The sequence below is a fragment of the Kitasatospora sp. NPDC034023 genome (genome assembly GCF_055575795.1).
The window spans coordinates 1-17,034 of the sequence record NZ_JBVIRY010000055.1 but is presented as its reverse complement, the minus strand read 5'-3'; the positions used below and the strand labels follow the sequence as shown (position 1 = coordinate 17,034).

The 17,034-nt window shown below is 72.9% G+C and carries 17 protein-coding genes; 6 read left to right on the top strand and 11 right to left on the bottom strand.

The window, feature by feature from the left end:
- The first annotated feature begins 26 nt into the window (after positions 1-26).
- The 3 genes from ACZ52R_RS40075 to ACZ52R_RS40065 all read left to right on the top strand — a co-directional run bounded on the left by ACZ52R_RS40075 (position 27) and on the right by ACZ52R_RS40065 (position 3,925).
- The gene (locus ACZ52R_RS40075) at positions 27-818 is read left to right on the top strand and encodes a TIGR03089 family protein (RefSeq protein ID WP_360507939.1); all 792 of its coding nucleotides are present in this window, start codon (positions 27-29) and stop codon (positions 816-818) included.
- Between the two features lie 166 nt (positions 819-984).
- Positions 985-2,130, top strand: a complete 1,146-nt coding sequence (locus ACZ52R_RS40070; protein WP_465625939.1) for an LCP family protein — start codon at positions 985-987, stop codon at positions 2,128-2,130.
- Between the two features lie 211 nt (positions 2,131-2,341).
- Positions 2,342-3,925 carry an LCP family protein gene (locus ACZ52R_RS40065; protein ID WP_465665265.1) on the top strand — a complete coding sequence of 528 codons (1,584 nt, stop codon included), beginning with the start codon at positions 2,342-2,344 and terminating at the stop codon, positions 3,923-3,925.
- Between the two features lie 121 nt (positions 3,926-4,046).
- On the opposite strand, the gene ACZ52R_RS40060 is transcribed toward ACZ52R_RS40065, so the two are convergent.
- The 3 genes from ACZ52R_RS40060 to ACZ52R_RS40050 form a co-directional block, all read right to left on the bottom strand.
- Positions 4,047-5,087, bottom strand: a complete 1,041-nt coding sequence (locus ACZ52R_RS40060) for a glycosyltransferase family 2 protein (RefSeq protein ID WP_360507930.1) — start codon at positions 5,085-5,087, stop codon at positions 4,047-4,049.
- Positions 5,088-5,359: 272 nt separating this feature from the next.
- Positions 5,360-7,933: an ABC transporter permease gene (locus tag ACZ52R_RS40055; RefSeq protein WP_465755267.1), complete on the bottom strand. Its 2,574-nt coding sequence runs from the start codon at positions 7,931-7,933 to the stop codon at positions 5,360-5,362.
- A 16-nt stretch (positions 7,934-7,949) separates the two neighbouring features.
- A complete protein-coding gene (locus tag ACZ52R_RS40050) occupies positions 7,950-8,738 on the bottom strand; it encodes an ABC transporter ATP-binding protein (RefSeq protein ID WP_465625943.1) in 789 nt (262 codons plus the stop codon).
- Between the two features lie 611 nt (positions 8,739-9,349).
- Here ACZ52R_RS40050 and ACZ52R_RS40045 point away from each other — a divergent pair.
- Positions 9,350-10,702 (top strand): LCP family protein, encoded by a 1,353-nt coding sequence (locus ACZ52R_RS40045; protein ID WP_465625945.1) that lies wholly within the window; start codon positions 9,350-9,352, stop codon positions 10,700-10,702.
- Positions 10,703-10,988: 286 nt separating this feature from the next.
- Here the strand turns inward: ACZ52R_RS40045 and ACZ52R_RS40040 are convergent, their stop codons facing one another.
- The 4 genes from ACZ52R_RS40040 to ACZ52R_RS40025 all read right to left on the bottom strand — a co-directional run bounded on the left by ACZ52R_RS40040 (position 10,989) and on the right by ACZ52R_RS40025 (position 13,455).
- Positions 10,989-11,591 (bottom strand): hypothetical protein, encoded by a 603-nt coding sequence (locus ACZ52R_RS40040; RefSeq protein WP_465755263.1) that lies wholly within the window; start codon positions 11,589-11,591, stop codon positions 10,989-10,991.
- Positions 11,592-11,790: 199 nt separating this feature from the next.
- Positions 11,791-12,582 (bottom strand): arylamine N-acetyltransferase family protein, encoded by a 792-nt coding sequence (locus ACZ52R_RS40035; protein ID WP_465755262.1) that lies wholly within the window; start codon positions 12,580-12,582, stop codon positions 11,791-11,793.
- Between the two features lie 160 nt (positions 12,583-12,742).
- Entirely contained in the window at positions 12,743-13,237 is a 495-nt protein-coding gene (locus ACZ52R_RS40030) for a peptidylprolyl isomerase (RefSeq protein WP_465625951.1), read from the bottom strand.
- A gap of 71 nt (positions 13,238-13,308) precedes the next feature.
- A complete protein-coding gene (locus ACZ52R_RS40025) occupies positions 13,309-13,455 on the bottom strand; it encodes a hypothetical protein (protein WP_465755261.1) in 147 nt (48 codons plus the stop codon).
- A gap of 85 nt (positions 13,456-13,540) precedes the next feature.
- On the opposite strand from ACZ52R_RS40025, the gene ACZ52R_RS40020 reads away from it, so the two are divergent.
- Positions 13,541-13,918, top strand: coding sequence for a MerR family transcriptional regulator (locus ACZ52R_RS40020; protein ID WP_360507914.1), 378 nt, complete (start codon positions 13,541-13,543; stop codon positions 13,916-13,918).
- A gap of 8 nt (positions 13,919-13,926) precedes the next feature.
- Here the strand turns inward: ACZ52R_RS40020 and ACZ52R_RS40015 are convergent, their stop codons facing one another.
- Positions 13,927-14,586, bottom strand: a complete 660-nt coding sequence (locus ACZ52R_RS40015) for a class I SAM-dependent DNA methyltransferase (protein ID WP_360507911.1) — start codon at positions 14,584-14,586, stop codon at positions 13,927-13,929.
- Positions 14,587-14,657: 71 nt separating this feature from the next.
- Here ACZ52R_RS40015 and ACZ52R_RS40010 point away from each other — a divergent pair, with 71 nt between their 5' ends.
- Positions 14,658-15,272 (top strand): NAD(P)H-dependent oxidoreductase, encoded by a 615-nt coding sequence (locus tag ACZ52R_RS40010; RefSeq protein WP_465665271.1) that lies wholly within the window; start codon positions 14,658-14,660, stop codon positions 15,270-15,272.
- Between the two features lie 9 nt (positions 15,273-15,281).
- Here the strand turns inward: ACZ52R_RS40010 and ACZ52R_RS40005 are convergent, their stop codons facing one another.
- The 3 genes from ACZ52R_RS40005 to ACZ52R_RS39995 form a co-directional block, all read right to left on the bottom strand.
- Positions 15,282-15,803, bottom strand: a complete 522-nt coding sequence (locus ACZ52R_RS40005) for a GNAT family N-acetyltransferase (RefSeq protein ID WP_465755260.1) — start codon at positions 15,801-15,803, stop codon at positions 15,282-15,284.
- A gap of 70 nt (positions 15,804-15,873) precedes the next feature.
- On the bottom strand, positions 15,874-16,740 hold the full coding sequence (locus ACZ52R_RS40000; RefSeq protein WP_465755259.1) for an oxidoreductase: 867 nt from the start codon (positions 16,738-16,740) through the stop codon (positions 15,874-15,876).
- 204 nt (positions 16,741-16,944) lie between these two features.
- On the bottom strand, positions 16,945-17,034 hold a 90-nt coding region (locus ACZ52R_RS39995), incomplete at its 5' end, for an acyl-CoA dehydrogenase family protein (RefSeq protein ID WP_144385854.1).

The following is a 17,034-nucleotide window of genomic DNA, read 5'->3' as shown; positions in this document are numbered from 1 at the left end:
TCGAAGGCCGTAGGCTGGGGCGCACCATGACTGCGCCTTTCGCTGCCGATGCCCACACCCCCGTCGAGCTGCTGCACGCATTCCTGCGCGGCGGCCCCCCTTCGGTCGATCCCGCGGCCCCGCTGGTCACCTTCTACGACGACGCCACCGGCGAACGGGTGGAGTTGTCCGCCCGGACGTTCGACAACTGGGTGGCCAAGACCGCCAACCTCCTGCAGGACGAGCTGAACGCCGGCCCGGGCGACCGGGCGGCGCTGCTGCTGCCCGCCCACTGGCAGAGCGCCGTCTGGCTGCTCGCCTGCTGGTCGGTCGGAGTGGCGGCGGTGCCGGGCGGCGACCCGGCCGCCGCGGACCTGGTGGTCAGCGGCCCGGACGGGCTGGCGGCCGCCCAGGCCTGCGAGGGCGAGCGGGTGGCGCTCGCCCTGCGCCCGCTCGGCGGCCGTTTCCCGCAGCGCCCGGACGGCTTCCTCGACTACGCCGCCGAGGTGCCCGGGCAGGGCGACCGCTTCGCGCCGTACTCCCCCGTCGCCCCGGACGGGCAGGCGCTGGAGACCGCGGTGGACGGGCTGCCGCTGAAGCTGACGGGCGAGCAGACCGTCGCGCTGGCCCGGGAGGGAGCGGCCCGCCTCGGCCTGAAGCCCGGCGACCGTGTGCTGTCCACCCTCTCGTACGACGACTGGGCGGGCCTGGAGGCCGGCCTGCTGGCGCCGCTGGCGGCCGGCGCCTCGGTGGTGCTGTGCCGCAACTCGCAGGCGCTGGACGCCGAGCAGTGGGAGAAGCGGACCGAATCCGAACGGGTGACACTGCGCCTCGGGTGACCCCCCGGCCCGGGCCCGGCGGGTAGGTATCCCTGCCATGGCCGAGGACGACACCGAGCACCCCCCGACCGACGACTCCCCTACGGAGACCTCTCCGACGGACGTTCCCCCCGCGGACGCTCCCCCGGACGGGACCGGACGCCCGCGCAGGCGCCGGCGGTGGCTGATGATCACCGCCGGCGTCGTCGCGTTCCTGCTGGTCGCGACCGGGGCGCTGCTCTGGATCGCCTACCGCAAGCTGGACGGCAACATCCGGACCGACGCGGCCACCGACCGGCTGCTCGCCAAGCTGGAGGCCGAACGGCCGAGCCGCACCGCCGGCGCGCGGGGCGCCGAGAACATCCTGCTGATCGGCAGTGACGACCGCTCCGGCGCGAACGGCTCCTACGGCACCGACGCGGGCACCCAGCGCTCGGACACCACGATCCTCCTGCACCTGGCCGCCGACCGGAAGCACGCGACGGCGGTCTCCGTCCCACGCGACGTCATGGTCAGCGTCCCCGCCTGTGAGAAGCCGGACGGCACCCACAGCAAGCCGGCGCTGATGCAGTTCAACTGGGCCTTCGAGACGGGCGGCCCGGCCTGCTCGATCCGTACCGTCGAGCAGCTGAGCGGGATCCGGATCGACCACTACGTGATCCTCGACTTCAGCGGCTTCAAGACGATCGTGGACGCGATCGGCGGGGTCGAGGTGTGCGTGCCGCAGCCGATCCACGACAAGGACGCCAAGCTCGACCTGCCCGCCGGCCGGCAGACCCTGCACGGCGAGCAGGCGCTCGGCTACGTCCGGGCCCGGGAGAGCCTGGGGGACGGCAGCGACACCCAGCGGATGGGCCGTCAGCAGCAGTTCCTGGCCGCGCTGATCCGCAAGGTGGAGTCGCAGGGCGTGCTGCTGAACCCGGCCCGGCTGTGGCCGGTGCTGGACGCGGCGACCTCCTCGGTCCGGGCGGACGGCGGACTGTCCTCGCTCGGCGCGCTGTACGACCTGACCCAGGACCTGCGCGGCGTCCCCACGGCGAACGTGACCTTCCTGACCGCGCCGCGCCGCCCGTACCGCTACGACTCGGACCGGGACGAGTTCGTGCAGCCGCAGACCACCCAGCTGTTCACGGCGCTGCGCGACGACCAGCCCGTCGCCGTCCGGCCGCCCGGGTCGGCGCCGTCGGCGGGCGCGGCGGCGAACGCGAGCCCGGGCGCGGGACCGAACGCGGGCTCCGCCGAGGCGGCGATGGCGGCGGCGTCACCTTCGGCGGGCGCCTCGCCCACGTTCGAGGGACGCACCGCCGACGTGGACGCCTGCGCGCAGCACTGAGCGGGCCCCCCGGGCCGCGCCGCGCCGCAGGTCGGCGCGGGTGTGTCCGGAAATCGTCTGGCGGAGAACGGAATTTACCTTCGCTTTGTTCACGCATGATGCAGATCACACCCGGAACGATTCCCCCATTCGGCTCGTCTACTGTGTCCGGATCGGCCCGCTCAGGACGGGTGGGCCGGAGCCGTGACCGGTCGAAGGTAGGGAACCCCCCGTGCACGAGGAGCAACCGGAATCCGGTCGGTACCGGGTGGACCCGGCGCCCGGTGTCCCCCGGCAGCGCCGCCGGGCCGCCGAGGCACCCGAGGCACCGGCCGGAGAGGGCCGCCGGGACACCCGGCGGCGGGCTGCCGCCCTCGCCAAGCGCAACCGGCGCCGGCGCGCGCTCAAGTGGACCGCCGGGACGGGCGCCCTGGTGATGGCCGCGGGCTGCGGCGGGGCGTACTACCTGTACCAGCACTTCAACAACAACCTGACCTCGGTCAAGGTCCAGCTGGGCGACGAGGCGGAGCGCCCCAAGGCCGCCGGGGAGGCGCTGAACATCCTGGTGATCGGCACCGACAGCCGGGAGGGCCTCGGCCGCGAGTACGGTGACGCGGGCAGCACCGGGCACGCCGACACCACGCTGCTGTTCCACATCGCCAAGGACCGCTCCAACGCGACGGTGGTCAGCCTCCCGCGCGACCTGATGCTGCCGATCCCGGAGTGCCAGAGCGCCCAGGGGAAGAAGATCCCGGGCTCGGCGCGGGACATGTTCAACAACAGCCTCGGCCAGGCGGGACGGGACGCGGGCTGCACCTGGAAGACCGTCGAGAAGAACACCGGGATCCGGGTCGACCACTTCGTGCAGGTCAACTTCGAGGCGGTGAAGACCCTGTCCACCGCGGTCGGCGGGGTCGAGGTCTGCGCGGCCAAGGACATCAACGACAAGGACTCGCACCTCAAGATGACCAAGGGCCGGCACGTGGTCCAGGGCGAGGAGGCGCTGGCCTTCGTCCGCACCCGGCACGCGGTCGGCCAGGGCGGCGACCTCAGCCGGATCCCGCTCCAGCAGCAGTTCATCAGCTCGATGATCCGCAAGATCAAGACCGACGACACCCTGACCAACCCCGCCAAGCTCTACAAGCTCGCGGACGCCGCCACCAAGGCGCTCACCGTGGACGACGGCATCGGCAGCGTGGACAAGCTGAAGGACCTCGCGCTGGACATCAGCAAGGTGGACACCAAGAACATCACCTTCGCCACCGTGCCCGTCGTGGACGACCCCCAGGACAAGGACCGGGTGATCTTCAAGCAGCCGGACGCCTCCCAGGTGTTCGCGATGGTCGCGGGCGACCGCTCGCTGACCGAGACGGCCGCCCCGCCCGCGCCCGACGGCGCCGGCTCGGCCGCCCCGACGACGCCCGCCGCCACCGCCCCGGCGGTGGACACCAAGGGCGTCCAGGTGACGGTCCGCAACGGCAGCGGCAAGCGCGGGCAGTCCGGGCCGACCGTCGAGAAGCTCCAGGCGAAGGGCTTCGCCAAGGCCGCGGTCGGCAGCGACGCGCCGGTCGCCGCGAGCACCACGGTCTCCTACCCGGCGGGCCAGGAGGCCGAGGCCAACGCCTTGGCCGCCGCCCTCGGGCTGCCGGGTGACGCCGTGAAGCCGGCCGCGAAGACGGACCCGAAGGCCGGGCTGCTCCTGGTGCTCGGCAAGGACGCCCTGAGCGCGCCCGCCACCCCGGGGGCGGCGCCGACCGCGGCGCCCGAGGACCTCCAGCGGGTGCAGGCGGACGACGTCGACGCCTGCGCCAAGTAGCTGCCGGGGCAGGAGGGTTCCGGCCGCCTCGCGGTGCCCTTCGCCGGTTCGGGCACCGCCGGTGGCCGCCTCCTCGTCCGGCAGCGGCTCGCCGGCGCGGCCGACCCGGCGCGACGGGGCGTCAGCCGGTCTTGGAGAGCAGGTTCTTCGAGGACGGGCTGACGCTGGCGATCACCCGGCGCGCCAGCGAGCGCGGTGAGGTGAGGAAGCCGAAGCCCCAGCTGAGGTGCATGGTCGCGAACGCCACCGGCAGCAGTGTCCTGGCCTTGACGGACAGGCCGCGGCCCTCGGTCACGGCGCCGCCGACGATGCCCAGCAGGTAGGCGCCGGGCACCGCGAGGAAGGCCGGGTGGACGGCCGCGCCGAGCACCAGCCCGAGGGTGACCGCCAGCAGCGCGGCCGGCGGGGCGAGGTAGCGCAGGTTGACCGAGCCGCGGTGGTAGCGGGTGACCACCCGGCGCCAGCGGCCGTAGTCCTTGTACTGCTTGGCCAGCGCCCGCACCGAGGGCCGGGGCCGGTACGTCACCTTGAGCTGCGGGGTGAACCAGACCAGGCCGCCGTCCTGGCGGATCCGGTAGTTCAGCTCCCAGTCCTGGGCGCGGATGAACTCCTCGTTGTAGCCGCCGAGCTTCTCCAGCACCTCGCGCCGGAACACCCCGAGGTAGACGGTGTCCGCCGGGCCGGCCAGGCCTCCGGTGTGGAAGGCGGCGTTGCCGACACCGAGCTTGGAGGTCATCGCGGCGGCGACCGCGTTCTCCCACTCGGTCTCGCCCTCGGCGTGCATGATGCCGCCGACGTTCGCCGCGTCCATCTCGCCCAGCAGCCGGACCGCGGTCGCGATGTAGCCGGGGGTGAGCAGACCGTGGCCGTCCACGCGCACCACTATCGGATGGCGGGAGCCCCGGATCGCGGCGTTCAGCCCGGCGGGCGTCCGGCCGGTGGGGTTCGCCACCGTCCGCACCCGCGGGTCCTCGGCCACCAGCTCGGCGGCGATCTCGTCGGTACGGTCGCTGGAGGGACCGAGGGCGATCACCACCTCCATCGGCCCCGGGTACTCCTGGTCCAGGATGCGCCGGACAGCCGTGCGCAGGTGACGTTCCTCGTTGAGCACCGGCATGATCACGGAAACAGCCGGCAGCTCCTCAGCAGCCTTGGTGTTCATCGGGGCCACCGTACCGGTGCGGACGCGTCCCCGTCTTGTCCCGGTCCGGGCGGCCGCGCACTCCTCGCGGCGCGGCACCGGCACTGTGATCAAGGTCACCGCGCTCTCCCGTCGGCGCGGGCCCGGACCGGGGCGGACGCGGAGTTGGTGGGGCCCTCGGCGCGGCACGCGGCAGGGGCCGGGTGCGGTGCGCACCCGGCCCCTGTCCCGCGTCCCCGTTCCGACGCCCCCCGGCGCCGGAACGGGTCCGTCGCGCTTCAGTCCGCCGCGATTCAGTCCGTGGCGATGGCGGTGAGGACGTTCATCCGTCCCGCCCGGAAGGCCGGGACGAGCGCGGCGACCAGGCCGATCACCACCGAGGAGACCAGGGTGATCGCGATCGTGGTGGTGGGGACGGAGAGCGCCCCGAGGCCCTGGTCCCGCAGGACCCCCTGGGCGGTGACGCCCCAGGCGAGGCCCAGCCCGGTGCCGAGGACGGCGCCGAACACCGCGATCACCACGGACTCCAGCCGGATCATCCGGCGCAGCTGGCGGCGGGAGAGCCCGATCGCCCGCAGCAGGCCGATCTCCCGGGTCCGCTCGACCACCGACAGCGCCAGGGTGTTGACCACACCGAGCACGGCGACCGTGATCGAGAGGGCGACCAGCCCGTAGATCAGGTAGAGCAGGGTGTCGACCTGGGACTGCACCAGCTCCTTGTAGCCGGCCCGGTCCTTGATGGTCAGCTGCGGGTACTCCTTGAGCCCGTCCTCCAGCGCGGTCAGCGTCCTGTCGACGTCGGCGCCGGAGGAGGCCTTGGCGAAGAAGGTCCACACCGGCGGCTGCTCGGCGGCGGGGACGACCTCGGCCATGGTGTCCATGGCGACGAAGGAGCCGTCGCCGAACAGCTCACCCTTGGCGAAGACCGCGCCGACCGGCAGCACCTGGGTGTGGCCCCTGCCGTAGTCGACGGTCACCTGGTCGCCGACCTTCAGGCCGTGGTCCTTGGCGAAGGTCTCGCCGATCCCCAGCGAGCCGCGGCCGACCGAGTCCGCCGCACCGGAGTTGACGGTCGGACGGAAGTCGGTGCCGAGGAATCCGGGCGGCACGGCGGTCAGGTCGGTCTTCGCCTTCTGTCCGTCCGGCAGCCGGACCTTGGCGGCCTGGAAGCCCTTCTGGATGGTGACGTGGTCGATGCCCGGGGTGCGGCGCACGATGTCCAGCATCTCCGGGGTGACCTCGGTGCCGCCGCCCGCGATGATGTAGTCCACGCCCACCGACTTGTCGATCTGCGCGCCGGCCGAGGTGACGGCCGAGGAGCTGAACACCGCGGAGGCGATCACCAGCGCCAGGCCGATCATCAGCGCGGCGGCGGTGGCGCCGGTGCGGCGCGGGTTGCGCATCGCGTTGCGCTGGGCGAGCTTGCCGGACGGGCCGAACACGGCCGGCAGCACCGCACCGAGCACCCGGACGATGGCCGAGGCCAGCAGCGGGCCGAGCACCACGAAGCCGACCAGGGTGAGCACCACGCCCAGGCCCAGGTACTGGCCGCCGGTGGCCGCCTTCTCCGACCGCGCGCCGAGCACCAGCAGGGTGCCGCCGCCCGCCGTCAACAGCAGGCCGACCGCCGTACGGACCAGGTTGGCGCGGCCCTCGGCCGGGGTGCCGTGGTCGCGCAGGGCGGCCATCGGCGAGATCCGGCTCGCCCGGCGGGCCGGGAACCAGGCCGCGACCAGGGTGACCACGATGCCGAGCGCGTAGCCGGCGACGAACACGTCCGGCCCGATCCGCAGGTCGGCCGCCTTGAGGTCCATGCCGATCGCGTTCATCAGCTTGATCAGGCCGACCGCGACGCCCAGGCCGGCCGCGACCCCGAGGGTCGAGCCGAGCACGCCCAGGATCAGCGCCTCGACCAGCACCGAGCGGTTGACCTGCCGGCGGCTGCCGCCGATGGCGCGCAGCAGGCCGATCTCCCGGGTGCGCTGGGCGACCAGCATCGAGAAGGTGTTGATGATCAGGAAGCCGCCGACGATCGCCGAGACGAAGGCGAAGCCGAGCATCGCGTACTTCATGAAGGCGAGGCCGCTGCCGACCTGCTTGGCGTTCTCGTCCTTCTGCTCGGCCGCGGTCTTGGCCTGGTAGCCGCCGCCGACCTTGGCCAGCGCCGCGGCCTTGAGCTGGTCGTTGCTCCGGCTGCCGTCGCCGAAGGCCTCGATCGAGGTGTAGGCCGGCTCGCCGAGCAGCAGCTGCTGGGCGGTCGGGGTGTCCAGGAAGCCGAGGGCCGCGCCCGGGTTGGTGGCGGTGAAGGTGGCGATGCCGGCGATGGTGAAGTCGTGCTTGCCGCCGGAGTTCTCGACCCGGATCCGGTCGCCGAGGCCGAGCTTGGCCTTCTTCGCTGTGTCCGCGTCCAGCACCAGCTCACCGGAGTTCTGCGGCGTGTGGCCGGAGGTGATGGTGACCGGGTTGCGCGGGGTGTCGGTCCAGTTCCCGAGCAGGGTGGGCGCGCCGCTGGTCGGGCCGACCAGCTTGTTGGTGGCCGGGTTGACCAGGATCGCGTTCCCGACCATGACCTGGCCGACGGCTTTTTTCACGCCCGGCACCGCGGCGACCTGGTCGGCGAGCGCCACCGGGACGGTCGACGGCTTGGCGGCGGCCTGCTGCTCCTCGTCATCGGCCGGCTTGGGCGGCTGGACCGAGACGTCGGAGGCGGTCGCGGCGAAGAGCTTGTCGAAGGTACTGGTGGCGGTGTCGGAGAACACCAGGGTGCCGGAGACGAAGGCCACCGACAGCACGACGGCGATGAGCGAGAGCGCCATCCGGCCCTTGTGGGCGAAGAAGCTCCGCAGTGAGGTCTTGAGCAGCATGATCGTGTCGTCCCGTCGCTCAGCTGGTGCGCTTGCCGTCGAAACGGCGCATGCGTTCGAGGACGGAGTCGGCGGTGGGCGCGTGCATCTCGTCGACGATCACGCCGTCGGCGAGGAAGAGCACGCGGTCCGCGTAGCCGGCGGCGACCGGGTCGTGGGTGACCATCACCATGGTCTGGCCCAGCTCGTCCACCGAGCGGCGCAGGAAGGTCAGCACCTCGGCACCGGCCCGGGAGTCCAGGTTCCCGGTGGGCTCGTCGCCGAAGATGATCTCGGGGCGGGCGGCCAGCGCCCGGGCCACCGCGACGCGCTGCTGCTGGCCGCCGGAGAGCTGGGTCGGGCGGTGCTTGAGCCGGCCGGCCAGGCCGACGGTCTCCACCACCTGGTCCAGCCAGGCCTGGTCGGGCCGGCGGCCCGCGATGTCCATCGGCAGCGTGATGTTCTCCAGCGCGTTCAGGGTCGGCAGCAGGTTGAACGCCTGGAAGATGAAGCCGATCTTGTCCCGGCGCAGTCTGGTCAGCTGCTTGTCCTTGAGGCCGGTGATCTCGGTGTCGCCGATCCAGATCCGGCCGGTGCTCACCGTGTCGAGCCCGGCCAGGCAGTGCATCAGGGTGGACTTGCCGGAGCCCGAGGGGCCCATGATCGCGGTGAACCGGCCGCGCTGGATGTCGACGTCGACCGCGTCGAGCGCGGTGACCTTGGTCTCGCCGGAACCGTACGCCTTGGTGACCTGACGGGCCGAAGCGGCGACGGCGGAGGCTCCGCCGGGAAGCTGGGGGTCGTACACGGCTGCTGCTGCCGTCGTCACTGGAGTCTCCTAGAGGAAAAATGCGCTCACCCGTTGGCCCCCAGCCTCACGGGCCCACCCGCCTCACGACATGGCGCAGGCGGTAGTCCTCGACCGGGAGTTGTCTCCACCCTCCCGGTGGACCTGGCCACCGGACCCGACCGGATCGGGCCGCTTCCTGGCGGTGGGGATGTAGGAACCACGTTAGGAGTGGACGGCGGACCGCTCGTCATCCGACGGAATGAAGCGGCTCAACCAAGGTTCTACGGGGCGCGGCGCGCCTCCCCCTAGGGGTCGCCGCGGCCCGTCTCGGGGACGCCCCGTACGGGCCGCGGCCGCGGTTGCCGGCCGGTCAGCGCCGGTCGGCGCCGGTCGGTAGCCGGTCGGTAGCCGGTCGGTAGCCGGTCGGTAGCCCGCCAGAAGCCGGTCAGTGCCGGTACGGGCAGCCGCTCCGGGGCCGTGGCGAGGCCCTCGACGACCGGGGCCGGCAGAGCAGCGCGTACTGCCGGGCGTCCGGGCCTTGGCGGACGTTGCGGCGGAACGATCCGGTACGTGCATCAAAACTGCTACAAGAGGCCTGGCTGGGCCCCCGGGGGGAGTCAGCCCGACCGGGGTCGGGCATCCTCGACGGCATGAACACGTGGCAGGAGGGCCGCCCCGGGGGCGGCGGGAACCCGTACGGCGGCAACGGCGGAGGCAGCGGGAACCCTTACGGCGCAGGCGGCGGAGGCGGCACGGCGGCCGAGCCGCCACTGCCGTCCTCGCTGAATCCGCGCGGGCCCGGGGCGTCCACGCCGCAGCAGCTGGGGCAGGGGCAGCAGGGGCCGTCCCGGCTCGGCGGCGTCCCGCAGCAGGGGGCCGGCGCGCCCGGCGTCCGCCCCGGCGGCCCGGCCGGTCCCGGATATCCGGGCGGGCCCGGCGGCCCGGATGGGCCGAGTGGTCCCGGTGGTCCCGGTGGTCCCGGCAGTGCCCGGCCGGCCGGTGCGCCGGCCGCCAAGCGCTGGCCGCGGCGACGGATCGTGAAGTGGTCGGTCTTCGGCCTGCTGATCGCCGTCATGGTGACCTCCGTCTCCACCTGGTTCTGGGCGGACTCCAAGCTCAACCACGAGAGCGTGCTCGCCGACTACCCGGGCCGCCCGGCCGCGGGCAAGGGCACCAACTGGCTGATCGTCGGCTCCGACAGCCGCCAGGGCCTCACCGACTCCGAGCAGGACGACCTGCACACCGGGCACGACGAGGGCAAGCGCAGCGACTCGATGATGATCCTGCACGTCGGGGACAACGGGAACACCCTGATGAGCATCCCGCGCGACTCCTGGGTGCCGATCCCCGAACACCCGGGCAGCAACGGCAAGCCGGTCAAGGGCACCACCGCGAAGATCAACTCGGCCTTCGGCGCCGGCGGCGGCCGCCTGCTCGTCCAGACCGTCGAGCAGAGCACCGGCATCCACATCGACCACTACGCCGAGATCGGCTTCGCCGGCTTCGTCGGCATCGTCGACTCGATCGGCGGCGTCGAGATGAAGATCGACCAACCCGTCAAGGACAAGGACTCCGGCCTCGACCTCCAGGCCGGCGACCAGACCCTCACCGGCAAGCAGGCCCTGGCCTTCGTCCGTCAGCGCCACCAGATGGCCGACCAGGACCTCGGCCGGATGCGCAACCAGCAGAAGTTCCTCGGCGCCCTCGCGCACCAGGCCGCCTCCCCGGGCAACCTGCTCAACCCGTTCACCTTCTACCCGCTGGTCGACTCGGCGCTCGGCACCCTGATCGTGGACGACGACTGCGGGCTGACCGACCTCGGCTCGCTCTTCCTCGCCATGAAGGACGTCAACGGCGGCAGCGGCAAGACGATCACCGTCCCGATCGGCAACGCGGACTACCGGACCAAGACCGGCGAATCCGCGGTGCTGTGGGACGCCAACAAGTCCAAGCAGGTCTTCGACGCCTTCAAGAACGACACCACGGTGCCGGACGTCAAGTGAGCGAGCGGTGACTTCGAGTGACGACGGCGCCACAATGAGTGAATGCCACTCGTCACCGCACTGATCTACCGCCGTCGCCACCGCCTCCTGGGCCGCCTGGTCCAGGAGGCGCTCGCGTTCTCCGGCATGGAGGTGCCGGCCGCCTGCGAGATCGGGCCCGGCCTCACCGTCTTCCACCGCGGCTTCGGCACCGTGCTGCACCCGTACACCGCTCGCCCGTTCCGGCCCAGTCCGCCTCGACCCGGTCCGTCTCGGGCTCTCCCGCTCCGCGCCATCCCGCTCCGGGCTATCCCGCCTCGGCCTGACCGGCGTACGGCAGCAGGCCGGTGCCGCACTCCGGGAGGCGGACCAGCCACTCCCCCGCGCCGCCCGCGGCCTCGGTGGCACCCGCGTAGCCGTAGTGGATCGGCTGCCCGTCGCCGCCCAGCCAGCGGGCGTGCGCCAGTTGCACCGACAGGGCGGCCGGGCGGTGCGGCGCGGCCTGCTCCAGCACCAGCTCGTGCTCGGTCTCGCCGGGCCGGAAGATCACCGCGGTCTCCGTGCTCGGACGGCGGCCGAGGACCCGCGCCCCGTCCGTCCAGTACGCGGCGACCGTCACGGCGAGCGTGCCGTCCACGCTGCCGGTGTCCGGCCGGACGTACTCCTCGTCGGCGACCCAGCGCGCGTGGTGGCGGATCTCCTCCGCGCCGCGGCGCTCGTCCCAACGCGCCCAGTAACCCGCCACCCGCTTGACGGTCATGCCCTCGCGGACGACCCGGACCGCGAACCGCGCGGGGCCGACCGGCTCGCCGGAGGCCGGTTCGAGGGAGGCGGGTTCGCAGGAGGCCAGGGAGACCACCGTCACCTGCTCGTACGTCACCTCGCCGTCGTCGGCGCTCTGCTCGATCATCGGTGAACCACCTTGCCGGAAAGTCGAGTTCGACCGCGGTTCGACCCGCGTCCGAGGAGAGCGTAAGGCGAACGCGGTGACGGCCGGCGCGATTGCCCGGTTCCGGCCCGGACGATCGCACCCCCGGCTACCCTGCCCCTCCCGCGACCCGGCCGGGCCCGCTCCGGTCCGGCCCGGTCCGGCCCGGTCCGGCCCGGCCTCAGCCGGGCAGGCGGTCCAGCGCGATGCCGAAGTGCTCGCGGTAGGCGGCCGGCGTCTCGGCGGCGGTGAGCTGCCGCTCGCTGCGGGTGCCGTCGGGGGCGGTGCGGATGAGCCGGGTGCCGCTGATCGTGGTCCGGCCGCCGTCCTCGGTGGGCAGGGAGCAGGTGGTCGAGCGGGTGAAGTGCGAGTCCGGCAAGGTGCTCTGCCACCAGCAGGTCGGGGCGAAGTCGGCGAGCGGGTACGGACGCGGGTCGAGGCGGTACTGCGGGGCGCCGTCCATCCGGACGTCCAGTTCGCCGTGGGCGCCGTGCGGGGCGACGGTGAACGTGCCGTCCGGGTCGGACTGCGGGCCGCGCTCGTCCAGGCGCAGTGGGTGCCGGGAGAACCGGCCGAAGCCGACGTCGGCCAGCCAGGGCTCGTCCAGGTCGACCCGCAGCGCGAGGTGGCCGAACGGCGGGCCGGGGCGCTCCCCGTCGAAGACCCGGCCGGCCAGCAGGCTCACCCGGTAGCCCAGGGAGCGCAGCAACTCGGCGAAGGCGCCGTTCAGTTCGTAGCAGAACCCGCCGCGTCGCCGGTCCACCACCTTGGCCACCAGGGCCGCCGGGTCCAGGACGACGGGCTCGCCGAGGTGGATGCTCAGGTTCTCGAAGGGGACGGCCCGCAGGTGGGCCTGCTGCAGCCGTGCCAGCGCGCCCGCCGACGGCTCCCCGGGGTCCGGCAGGCCGATCCGCACCAGGTAGGCCGTCCGTTCGGCGGGTGTCAGGCCCTCGCGCACCGTGTCGTGATCCATCCGCCCATTCCAGCCGGGACGGGGGCACCAGGCCATCGGTCCTTGGGCTTAGGACCTGGCGGCGGTGCTCCCGGGACCGGAAACGCCACCGCCCCGGAAAGAAAGTCGGACCTGCCGACTTCCCGCTCCGGGGCGGTACGCGTTGCCAGGGCAGCGGTGATTACTCGACCACGCCGGACTTGGCGATCTTGATCGTGGCCGAGGTGCGGCCGCTCTGCGAACCGAGCGACTCGATCTTCTTCACCAGGTCCATGCCCTCGACGACCTCGCCGAAGACGACGTGCTTGCCGTCCAGCCAGTCGGTGACGATGGTGGTGATGAAGAACTGCGAGCCGTTGGTGTTGCGGCCGGCGTTGGCCATCGACAGCAGACCCGGGCGGTCGTGCTTGAGCTTGAAGTTCTCGTCCGCGAACTTCTCGCCGTAGATGCTCTTGCCGCCGGTGCCGTTGTGGTTGGTGAAGTCACCGCCCTGCAGCATGAAGGCCGGGATGACGCGGTGGAAGCCGGAGCCCTCGTAGCCGAAGCCGTTCTGGCCGGTGGCCAGCTCGCGGAAGTTCTGGGCCGTCTTCGGGACGACCTCGTCGAACAGCTTGAAGACGATGCGGCCCGCCGGCTCGTCGTTGATGGTGATGTCGAAGAAAACGTTGGAACTCATGCAGGGATCATGGCATGAGCGGTCGGCTCCCGCGCGGTACCCCCGGGCGGGCGCGGGCGCGCCCCGCCGTGTTATCCGGCGTGCCGTCCCGCGGGCTGCCCTGCCGGCGCGGGGTAGTCGGTGTACCTCTCGGCCCCGCCGCCGTACATCAGCCCGTCGCGGAGCGGGCCGAGTGCGGAGGGCTGGAAGAGACCCGCGGTTTCCGTGTTCGTCCTCATGCCGGAACGGTGGAAGCTAACATCGATGTCAGGTTCAAGAGGCCTTCACTCGGCTCGGCCAGGCACGGATGACGGGACGGACGGCATGCGGATCGGCGAACTGGCCCGGCGGACGGGCGTGAGCGAGCGTTCGCTGCGCTACTACGAGCAGCAGGGCCTGCTGGCGGCCCGCCGCACCGCCGGCGGCCACCGGGAGTACCCGGAGGCCGCCGTCGACCGGGTGGTGCACATCCAGGAGCTGTACGCGGCCGGGCTGCACAGCCGCACCATCTACAAGATCCTCCCCTGCATGCAGGACGCCGACGGCAGCCCGAGCGAGATCGCCACCCCGCTGCTGGTCGAGGAGCTCACCGCGGAGCGCGAGCGGATCGACCGGATGATCACCGACCTGCTGCGTTCGCGCGAGGTACTGGACGAGGTGATCGTCACCGCCTCCGGGCAGCCGGCGTCCGAGGTCGCCTGACCACCCGGTCAACTGCCGGCCTCCGGCTTGCGGGCCAGCAGGTAGGCCTGCGGGACCTTCTCCTCGCCGTCCGGCTCGCGGACCGTACGGCAGGTGACCGGCAGACCCGCCTCACGGGCCAACTCCTCGACGTGCTCGGGCCGCAGGCGACGGAAGTCCAGCGACACCGGGTGGCCGAAGGGCTGCTCCAGCCGCAGGGGCTCGTCGCCGACCTGGAAGGCGACCAGCAGCCGGCCCCCGGGGGCGAGCACCCGGGCGAACTCGGCGAACACCTCCGGGAGGCGCTCCGCCGGGGTGTGGATGATCGAGTACCAGGCCACCGCGCCGGTCAACTCGCCGTCCTCGAAGGGGAGGTCGAACAGCGAGCCGACGGCGAACGGCACCTCCGGGTAGGCCGCCCGCGCCAGCTCGACCATCCGCGGCGAGAGGTCGATCCCGCACACGTCCAGGCCGAGCCCGTGCAGGTGCTGCGTCACCCGGCCCGGACCGCAGCCGAGTTCGGCCGTCCTGGCGTCCGGGCCCTCGGCGCGGACCAGGTCGGCGAAGAGCGCCAGCACGGCCCGGTCCGTCGGCATGGAGTCCATCGCGTCCCGGAAGCGGTCGGTGTACTCGATGGCGATGGCGTCGTAGAACGCCCTGGTCGTGGCGAGGAAGTCCGGCTCGGTCATGGTCCGGCACCCTACCCGCGGGCCTCGGCCCGTAGCATCACGTTCGCCAACCAACGGGAGGGGAACGGACGATGAGCACGATCGGGGTCTACCTGGCGCATCCGCGGCCGGGCAGCTTCAACCACGCACTGTACGAGGCCGTGGTCGACGAACTGCGGGAGCGCGGCTGCGAGGTACGGGCCCACGACCTCTACGCGGAGGGCTTCGCACCGCTGCTGACCGCCGGGGAGACCGGCACGGTGGACGCGGCGGACCACGCCGACGATGCCCACCTCGCCCTGCACCGCGCCGAAGTGGCCACCCTGGACGCGCTCGTGCTGATCCACCCCAACTGGTGGGGCATGCCGCCCGCCGTCCTGGTCGGCTGGACACAGCGGGTCCTGGTCCCCGGCGTCGCGTACAAGCTCGGCACGGCCGACGGCGAACCGGCCGGGCTGCTGCGGGCCGGACGGGCCCTGGTGCTGAACACCTCGGACACGCCCGAGGAACGCGAGCGCAGCGAGTTCGGCGACCCCCTGGAGCGGATCTGGGCGGCCTGCGTGCTGCCGTACGTCGGCGTCACCGACGTACGGCGGACGGTGTTCCGCACGGTCACCGACTCGCCCGCCGCTGTCCGCGCCGAGTGGCTGCGGCAGGCGCGGGAGCAGGCGGCGGCGCTGCTCGACCGAGGGGGGCCGGGGGCCTGAGGGGGGAGGCTAGAGGTCCAGCTCCGCCACCGTCTGGTCGCCGCTCAGCTCGCCGGTCGGGCGGAAGCCGAGACGGTCGTAGAACTCCGCCGGGCCGTCCGGGCCGGGCACGTACGTGACGGTGGCGCGGGTGCCGCCGCGGCGGCGGATCTCGGCGCAGACCTGCTCCACCGCGAAACGGCCGTAGCCGCCGCGCTGCGCGTCGGCGTCGATCAGCAGGCGCCACAGACCGGAGCGGGCACGGTCGTCGGGCCGCTCCGGGTGGAAACGGAGGTCGAAGAAGGCCATCACGAAGCCGACCGGCACCTCGCCGTCCATGATCAGCCGGGGCCAGGCGGTCTCCCCGTACGCGTACGCCTCGGCCAGCGACTTCACCACCGGCGCGACCAGCCCCTCCTGGTCGGGGCGCACCCGCAGGGCGAGGGCAGCGTCGATGTTCCCGGGGGTGACGGCGGCCAGGCTGAGCTTGGCGGAGGCGGAGGGCGTGGCGGACATGGCGGGCGTGGCGGAGGCGGAGGGCGTGGCGGACATGGCGGGCAGCCTAGGGAGCGGGGCTGCCCGCCGTCGCGCGGTTTTCCTCAGGAGCGGGGAGGCCCCGCCGTCACTCGCCGGCCGGGAAGTCGGTGCCGCGGCCGACCGCCGCCCAGGCCTCGACTTCCTGCCGCGCGCCGTCCAGGTTGCCGAGGACGGCGTCCACGGCGTCGCTGCCGAGCGCGAGCCGCAGCGGGGTCCGCTCGGCGGCCAGGGCGGCCAGGATCGCGGCGGCGGCCTTCGCCGGGTCGCCGGGCTGCTTGCCGTCGGAGTCCGGCAGGCCGGTGCGGACCGGGCCGACCACCGGCTCGTACGCGGCGATCGGGGCGGTGTGGGCGAGCGCGCCGCCGCCCGCGAAGCCGGTCCGGAACGCGCCCGGTTCGACGACCAGCACCTTGATCCCGAACCCGGCGACCTCCTGCGCCAGCGCCTCGGACAGGCCCTCCAGCGCGAACTTGGTGGCCGAGTAGGCGCCCACGCCGGGGAACGAGAAGCGGCCGCCCATGCTGCTCATCTGCACCACCGCGCCGGAGCCCTGGGCGCGCATGTGCGGCAGCACGGCCCGGGTGAGCGCGGCCGGGCCGAAGAAGTGCAGGTCCATCAGGTCCCGCAGGTCGCGGTCGGTGTACTCCTCGACGGCGCCGATCAGGCCGCGCCCGGCGTTGTTCACCAGGACGTCGATCCGGCCGTGCCGCTGCACGGCCTCCGCGACGACGGCGGGGATCCGCTCCTGGTCGGTGACGTCCAGCCGGACCGGGATCACCCGGTCCGGATGCGCGGCGGCCAGCTCCGCCAGCGTCTCGGGGCGCCGGGCCGCCGCGACGACGGTGTCGCCGGCCGCCAGGGCGGCCTCGGCGATCGCCTGGCCGAAGCCGGAGTTGGCGCCGGTGATCAGCCAGACCTTGCCGGCCGGGTGCTGCTCGGGGGTGTTGCCCATGTTCCGTGATCTCCCGCGATTGTCGTTCGCTGCCTGCCAGTTGACGATCATTTATGACACCGGGTGCGGGGATCCGTCCAGGATGGTTCGATGCCGGACGACATGACGGGGGGCGACAGGACGTCGGACAGCAGACGGCCCCCGACCGCGGACGGGCGGTCGGGGGCCGTGGGCACCGGGGTCGCTCGTTGCGACCCGGCCGGATTACGGGAGGTTGCGGGCCATGACGATGCGCTGGACCTGGTTGGTGCCCTCGTAGATCTGCGTGATCTTCGCGTCCCGCATCATCCGCTC

Coding starts and splice junctions, on each gene's coding strand:
- ACZ52R_RS40075 (WP_360507939.1), top strand. CDS start 27: ATGACTGCGCCTTTCGCTGCCGATGCCCACACCCCCGTCGAGCTGCTG.
- ACZ52R_RS40070 (WP_465625939.1), top strand. CDS start 985: ATGATCACCGCCGGCGTCGTCGCGTTCCTGCTGGTCGCGACCGGGGCG.
- ACZ52R_RS40060 (WP_360507930.1), bottom strand. CDS start 5,087: ATGAACACCAAGGCTGCTGAGGAGCTGCCGGCTGTTTCCGTGATCATG.
- ACZ52R_RS40045 (WP_465625945.1), top strand. CDS start 9,350: ATGAACACGTGGCAGGAGGGCCGCCCCGGGGGCGGCGGGAACCCGTAC.
- ACZ52R_RS40040 (WP_465755263.1), bottom strand. CDS start 11,591: ATGATCGAGCAGAGCGCCGACGACGGCGAGGTGACGTACGAGCAGGTG.
- ACZ52R_RS40035 (WP_465755262.1), bottom strand. CDS start 12,582: ATGGATCACGACACGGTGCGCGAGGGCCTGACACCCGCCGAACGGACG.
- ACZ52R_RS40030 (WP_465625951.1), bottom strand. CDS start 13,237: ATGAGTTCCAACGTTTTCTTCGACATCACCATCAACGACGAGCCGGCG.
- ACZ52R_RS40025 (WP_465755261.1), bottom strand. CDS start 13,455: ATGAGGACGAACACGGAAACCGCGGGTCTCTTCCAGCCCTCCGCACTC.
- ACZ52R_RS40020 (WP_360507914.1), top strand. CDS start 13,541: ATGCGGATCGGCGAACTGGCCCGGCGGACGGGCGTGAGCGAGCGTTCG.
- ACZ52R_RS40015 (WP_360507911.1), bottom strand. CDS start 14,586: ATGACCGAGCCGGACTTCCTCGCCACGACCAGGGCGTTCTACGACGCC.
- ACZ52R_RS40010 (WP_465665271.1), top strand. CDS start 14,658: ATGAGCACGATCGGGGTCTACCTGGCGCATCCGCGGCCGGGCAGCTTC.
- ACZ52R_RS40005 (WP_465755260.1), bottom strand. CDS start 15,803: ATGTCCGCCACGCCCTCCGCCTCCGCCACGCCCGCCATGTCCGCCACG.
- ACZ52R_RS40000 (WP_465755259.1), bottom strand. CDS start 16,740: ATGGGCAACACCCCCGAGCAGCACCCGGCCGGCAAGGTCTGGCTGATC.